Origin of the sequence: Phenylobacterium sp. (assembly GCF_036263695.1) — a bacterium.
Classification (GTDB): domain Bacteria; phylum Pseudomonadota; class Alphaproteobacteria; order Caulobacterales; family Caulobacteraceae; genus Phenylobacterium.
In genome coordinates, this window is record NZ_DATAGM010000274.1 from 1 (window position 1) to 6,300 (window position 6,300).

The 6,300-nt window shown below is 69.5% G+C and carries 6 protein-coding genes and 1 pseudogene; 4 read left to right on the plus strand and 3 right to left on the minus strand.

What is annotated here, in order from left to right; translation table 11 throughout:
* A pseudogene (locus VHK87_RS11050) lies at window positions 1-365 on the plus strand (SAM-dependent methyltransferase); the annotation flags it as partial.
* 63 nt (window positions 366-428) lie between these two features.
* The gene (locus tag VHK87_RS11055; protein ID WP_329634951.1) at window positions 429-758 is read left to right on the plus strand and encodes a hypothetical protein; all 330 of its coding nucleotides are present in this window, start codon (window positions 429-431) and stop codon (window positions 756-758) included.
* Window positions 759-847: 89 nt separating this feature from the next.
* On the opposite strand, the gene VHK87_RS11060 is transcribed toward VHK87_RS11055, so the two are convergent.
* Both VHK87_RS11060 and mutT read right to left on the minus strand, forming a co-directional pair.
* On the minus strand, window positions 848-1,744 hold the full coding sequence (locus VHK87_RS11060) for a kinase (RefSeq protein WP_414694141.1): 897 nt from the start codon (window positions 1,742-1,744) through the stop codon (window positions 848-850).
* Window positions 1,723-2,130 (minus strand): 8-oxo-dGTP diphosphatase MutT, encoded by a 408-nt coding sequence (mutT, locus tag VHK87_RS11065; RefSeq protein ID WP_329634952.1) that lies wholly within the window; start codon window positions 2,128-2,130, stop codon window positions 1,723-1,725. The genes VHK87_RS11060 and mutT overlap by 22 nt, the downstream gene beginning before the upstream one ends.
* A 201-nt stretch (window positions 2,131-2,331) precedes the next feature.
* Between mutT and VHK87_RS11070 the strand changes: the two genes are divergently transcribed.
* Complete coding sequence (locus VHK87_RS11070) at window positions 2,332-4,269, plus strand: PAS domain-containing protein (protein ID WP_329634953.1); 1,938 nt, start codon at window positions 2,332-2,334, stop codon at window positions 4,267-4,269.
* Between the two features lie 92 nt (window positions 4,270-4,361).
* On the opposite strand, the gene purC is transcribed toward VHK87_RS11070, so the two are convergent.
* Window positions 4,362-5,126: a phosphoribosylaminoimidazolesuccinocarboxamide synthase gene (purC, locus tag VHK87_RS11075; protein WP_329634956.1), complete on the minus strand. Its 765-nt coding sequence runs from the start codon at window positions 5,124-5,126 to the stop codon at window positions 4,362-4,364.
* 686 nt (window positions 5,127-5,812) lie between these two features.
* Between purC and VHK87_RS11080 the strand changes: the two genes are divergently transcribed.
* The coding region (locus VHK87_RS11080) for a DEAD/DEAH box helicase (protein WP_329634954.1) at window positions 5,813-6,300 on the plus strand (488 nt) is incomplete at its 3' end.

The window sequence follows — 6,300 nt, forward strand, 5'->3', positions numbered from 1 at the left end:
ACGCCGCGGGCCTGCTGCAGCGGGCCGGCTTCGCCCTGCCGGTGGCGGACGTCGACCGGGTGACCGTCCGTTATTCTCACCCCCTGAGGCTGCTCGCGGACCTGCGCCAGATGGGCGAGACAAATGTGCTGGCCGACCGCCACCCGCGCCCCCTCACCCGCGCCCTGATCGCCCGCACCTGCGAGATCTACGCCGAGCGGTTCTCCGGCCCGGACGGCAAGGTGGACGCCACCTTCGAGATCCTCACCCTCACCGGCTGGGCCCCGCACGGCAGCCAGCAGCAGCCGCTGAAGCCCGGCTCCGCGAAGGCCCGCCTCGCCGACGCCCTCAACACGGTCGAGCACAAGCTGCCGAAGGCGGACTGAGGCGCAGGGGAACGCCTGCGCCGCCGGGCTGTTCAGAAAGGCGAACCACCACGAGGGATCGCAATGTCTCTGGACTCCACCGCCCCGCATTCCGGGATCCGCGACGAGCCGGGCGTCCACCACGAGCTGCACGACCACGGCGAATATTCCGCGCGCGCCAGCATGGGCGAGAAGCTGTTCATCTGGATCGCCTGGGCGCTGGCGGCGGCCTTCATCGCCTTCACCATGGCCCTCTACCTGCCGGGCTTCCTCGCCACGAGCCCCGACACCGACCCGATGGCCCCTGCCCCCGCCGTCGCACCCGCCCCGGCCGCTGGGTCGGTGAGCCAACCCGGCGCCCTGCCCGCGTCGCCGGCCCGGGCGCCGGCGGCCGAGCCGGCCAGCGGGCCCTGAGCCTCACGCCGGAGGCGGTAGCGGAACGGCGGCGGCGCAGGCCGGCCCGCCAGCCGCACTCAAATCACGCCCGCCACAGCCTGCCGCGCTCAAATGCGCAGGTTCAGCAGTTCCCGCGCCGGCCCGAGCCTCGCCAGCACGTCCGCCCGAGCCGGCATCTCGGAAAGGATGTGGCGGGTCAGCCGCTCGTAGTGGGCGATGAAGCGGACGAGGGCCGCCTCGTCCATCGTGCGGGAGAGGTCGCCGCCCTGGGCCGCGAGCCGGGCGCGGAGCTTGGCCTCCTGCTCGCGCCGCCAGTCCAACACTGTCTCGAAGCCGGGAGCCTGCAGCATCACCAGCCGGTCGAGGCGGCCGAACAGCGCCTGGTAGGGTCCGGCGAGCTGTGTGTTGGCGTAAGCGCGCCAGGCGCCGTCCGGGTCCTCGTCCCGCTCCAGGGCGTTGACCGGCTGCGCCAGCGCCGCCTCGTCCTGCGGCCGAGCGCCGACGCACCAGCCTTCGAACAGCACCACATCGGCCGGAGCCTCATAGGAGTCCCAATCCTGCGTGGGCCTGCGCGTATCGCGGGCCTTCTCGAACCGCGGCAGGCGCACGCTCCCGGCCCGGGCCAGCTCGTCGAACAGCCGCAGCCCGAGGTCCACGTCGTGAGTGCCGGGGACACCCCTGGTGATCAGCAGCGGGTGGACCTCGCGCGCCAGCGCCTCCCGTTCCTCGCGGGTCAGGTAGAGGTCGTCGATCGAGATCACCGCGGCCCTCAGCCCCTCCTCTTCCAGCAAGCGGGCCACGACGGCGCAGAGGGTGGACTTGCCGCTCGCCTGGGTCCCGCAGACGCCGACGATCCAGCACCGGCCCGCCGCGCGGGCCTCCGCAGCGATCCTCTCCACCAGCGGCCGGTGCAGCCGCTCGACCATCTCGTCGAACTGCTCCGGCAGCGCCTCGGCGCTGCGGAAGGCCGCCAGCCAGGCCTTCACAACAGGTCGCGGAGCCAGGCGACGAGGGGCGCGTCAGCCGCCGGCATGGGGTAGTCGCCCATCTTCGTCGGCTTAACCCAGGCCAGGCCCGCGTGCTCATGGCGGGTCACCTGCCCCTCCCAGCGCCGGCACAGGTAGAGCGGCATCAGGAGGTGGAAGCTCTCGTACTCGTGGCTCGCGAAGACGAACGGGGCGAGGCAGGCGTGGGCGACGGTGATCCCCAGCTCCTCGTTCAGTTCGCGGATCAGGCAGGCCTCCGGCGTCTCGCCCGCCTCCACCTTGCCGCCGGGGAATTCCCACAGCCCCGCCAGCTGCTTGCCCTCCGGCCGCTGGCACAGCAGCACCCGCCCGTCAGCGTCGACGAGGGCGCAGGCGGCGACGAGGAGGATCGGCTTTTCCGACATGGCGCCTTCCTACGGCCTTGCCCGCGGCTTGGCAGCCGGAATCTCCTTCTCGCGGTCCTCGGGGCCGGCGCGCAGATCCGTCCGAGGGTCGCTGATCCCAGGCGGTCGATGGCGTGAAACCGCGCTTGCCTTTGCAATATATCTCATGGAGGAACAGGCCCTTAGCCTCACCGCCCGCTGCGGCGTTTACGCAAGATGCTCGTGTCCGCCGATCGCGCGCCCTTCGCCTTCCAGTCCCGTATGCGCCAGGCTGTCTACGCACACGCCTGGCAGGACTCACCCCTGGGACCGCAACCCGGGTGGCCCTCGGCGCTCAAGACGCTGGTGGACGTGATGCTCGACGCCGACCAGCCGATGCTGGTGCTCTGGGGTCCCGAGCGGACGATGATCTACAACGACGGTTACGCGCCGATCCTCGGCGCCCGTCACCCAGGCGCCTTGGGGCGGCCCTTCTTCGAGGTCTGGCCGGAGCTCGCCGACGATCTGGCCCCGATCATGTCGCGCGCCTTCGCCGGCGAGCCGATCCACATGCCGGACATCCGGCTTGTCCTTCACCGCAACGGGTATCCGGAAGAGGCGCACTTCGCCTTCTCCTACACGCCCGTTCGGGACGAGCAGCAGCGGGTGCTGGGCATCTTCTGCCCCTTGCGGGAGACGACGCGGGAGGTCGCGGCGAATCGGACACAGGCCTTCTGGCTGAAGCTCGAGCGCGAGCTGATGGATCTCTCGGAGCCGGCGGCCATCATCGCGACGGCGCAGCGGGCGGTGGGCGAAGAGCTTCAGGCCGGCCGGGTCGGTTACGGCGAGGTGGATTTCGAGGCGCGCTATTTCACCACCGCCAACAACTGGACCGATGGGACGATCCCCCATCACAACGGCACCCACGACCTCGCCGCGTTCGGCCCCGAGATCTGGAACGCTCTGAAGGCCGGCGAGCCCCTGTCGATCGACGATGTCACCACCGATCCGCGCTTCGACTCGCCTGAGGCGCGAGCCGCGTTCGCGGCGCTCCAGATGCGCTCCGTCCTGACGGCGAGCCTGATCAAGGGCGGGCGGATGATCGCCGCGATGTATGTTCACGATGGCCGCCCAAGACGCTGGACAGCCGCCGATCGCGATCTGGTGCTTCAGGTCGCCGAAAGGACCTGGTCGGCGCTCACCCGCGCCTCAGCTGAAAGCCAGATGGCGCGCGTCCTCCAGAGCATGGCCGAGGGGTTCATCCTGCTGGACCGCCGGTACCGCGTCACGGCCATCAACCCGGAGGGGCTGAGGCTCGACGGACGCGAGCGAAGCGCAATCCTCGGACGGACGCACTGGGAGCTCTGGCCCGGCACTGAGGACTCGGCTCTCGGCGCGATGCTTCGCAAGGCGATGGAGACCGCGCGCCCCGCAGAGCTGGAACACAGCTACCACTTCGTCGATGGGCGCTCGCTCTGGTTCGAGACCCGGGCTTATCCGACCGATCAGGGCCTGGCGGTCTTCTATCGCGACGTGTCCGAGCGCAAGGCCGCGGAGGAACGGCTCGAGCTGCTCATGCGCGAGGTCGACCATCGCGCGAACAACCTTATGTCGGTGATCCAGGGCGCCGTGAGGCTCAGCCGGGCGGACGACGCCGACACCCTGAGGTCCATCGTGCTCGGGCGAGTGGATGCCCTCGCCCGCGCCCACCAGCTCCTGGCCGCATCGCGGTGGAACGGCGCCGACCTGCGTCAGCTCGTCGAGGAAGAGGTGCGCGCCTTCGTGCTGGGCGATCTCCAGCGCGTCGAGATCCAAGGGCCGAGCCTGCCGCTCAATCCCGCGCTCGCCCAAGGCCTCGCCATGGCGGTGCACGAGCTCACCACCAACGCCGTGAAGCACGGCGCGCTTGCGGGCTCGAGCGGGCGGGTGAAGGTGTCTTGGACCGCTCACGGCGGGGTGCTGAGGTTGGTCTGGGAGGAGGCCGGCGGACCTCCAGTGCGCCGGCCCGCCCAACTCGGCTTCGGGACCACGGTCCTCGAGCGCGCGCTGCGTGGAGCGATCGGCGGGACGACGACGCTGACCTGGCGTGAGGAAGGGCTGACATGCCTGCTGGAAGCGCCATTAACGAATGGCGCTTCCACGCCCTCTGAGGGGTTGGAGGTCCTTAGAGCCCGCGCCTGAGCGCTCACCGGCACGCCAGAACCAGCTCGCGGACTGGTGCGGATCCGCGCCACGACGAGCCAACCCTGCAGATGTCCTTCAGGGACGAACGGCTACATGACCCCCAGCCGGCGGGCCACCTCAGTGTAGCTCTCGACCACATCGCCGAGGTCGCGGCGGAAGCGGTCCTTGTCGAGCTTCTTGCGGGAGGCGCTGTCCCAGAGCCGGCAGCTGTCGGGGCTGATCTCATCGGCGAGAATGATGCGCGAGACGTCGCCTTCCCGCACGCGCCCGAACTCCAGCTTGAAGTCCACCAGGGTGATGCCGACCGCCCCGAACACCCCGCGGAGCTCGTCGTTCACCTTGAGCGTCACGGCCCGGATGTCGGCGATCTCCTGGGGCGAGGCCCAGTCAAACGCGGCGATGTGCTCCTCGGCCACCATCGGGTCGTGCAGCCTGTCATCCTTCAAGTAGAACTCGATGAGGGCGCGCGGCAACGGCTGGCCCTCCGGCAGGCCGAAGCGCTGCGAGAGCGAGCCCGCGGCGATGTTGCGGCAGACCACCTCCAGCGGAATGATCTCCACTTCCCTGATCAGCTGCTCGGTCGGACTGAGCCGCTCGATGAAGTGGTTCTGCACCCCGACCGCGTTCAGCCGCCTCATGACGAACTCGCTGATGCGGCTGTTGATGACGCCCTTGCCCTCCAGCACCGCCCGCTTCTCAGCGTCGAAGGCGGTCGTGTCGTCCTTGAAGTGCTGGATCAACGTGCCGGGCTCCGGCCCCTCGTAGAGGATCTTGGCCTTGCCTTCGTAGATCGTCCTGCGGCGGGCCCGGTCGTCAGCCTGCGAGGCTCGCCTTGCCTCGACCTCGGCTTTCAACTTTGGCCAGCTGGCGTACCCATGCTCCCTCGCCACCACCGCCAGGGTTTTGGAGAGGGCCACTGTCGCCGGATCGGCGTCAGGAAACACCGACAGGAGCCGACGTTGCGATGACGGCTCGCCCGATCGGCAATTCCGCTGGAGAGCCCGCGCCAGGTCGCGAAGGCGGCGAAGATCGGGATTGGGGGGAAGTGCGCTGGGCATGATCGTCCTCCTTTCAAGGAGCCCGATGTCCGCATGCCGGGCCGAAAGAAGGGCGGGTGATACGCACAGTACAGAAGCGGGCTTGAAGCCCTTTCCGCGGACCGGACGCGCGCCTGACGCGTAGCGTCCTGTATGCCATGAACCGCTCCCTGGGCAATAGGCGGTCGGACGGCGACGGCATAGGCGGCCGGCGTGGACACTCGAACCGCGGCCGCGGCGGCCACCCCGCCCCCTGCGGCGCAATAGCCCCCTTTACTTGACTTTAACCGCTCTGACCCCGATGTAGGCCTCGCGCCCTTGATCCGGCGCTATTGGCGCTCCAGTCGCGTGAGGGACCCACACTCGGGTCCAGCCTGTCGTAGCGCCCAGAACGATCATCGATCGCCCGGCCACGCGGGGCGCTTCCCAACAAGACCGCGCAACAGCGAGCCACGGCAAAGCCGTGAGCCCGCCCTTTGCGCAACGTGAAAGACGCAAAGACTTTGACTCAATTCACCGACCTCGGCCTCTCGAAGCCGCTTCTCAAGGCTCTGGCCGAAGAAGGCTACGAAACGCCGACCCCGATCCAGGCGAAAGCCATTCCGGGCGTGCTCTCGGGCCGTGACCTGCTGGGCATCGCCCAGACCGGCACCGGCAAGACCGCCGCCTTCGCCCTTCCCATCCTCCAAAGGCTGGCCGACGACCGCAAGCCGGCCCCGCGGCGCAGCTGCCGGGTGCTGGTGCTCTCGCCGACCCGCGAGCTCGCCACCCAGATCGGCGACAGCTTCAAGACCTACGGCCGTCACCTGGGCCTCACCGTCGCGGTCGTGTTCGGCGGCGTGAAGTACGGCGGCCAGATGCGGGCCCTCGCCGGCGGCGTCGACGTGCTCGTCGCCACCCCGGGCCGCCTGCTCGACCACATGGAGCAGAAGTCCATCAACGTGGGCGCGACCGAGATCTTCGTCCTCGACGAGGCCGACCAGATGCTCGA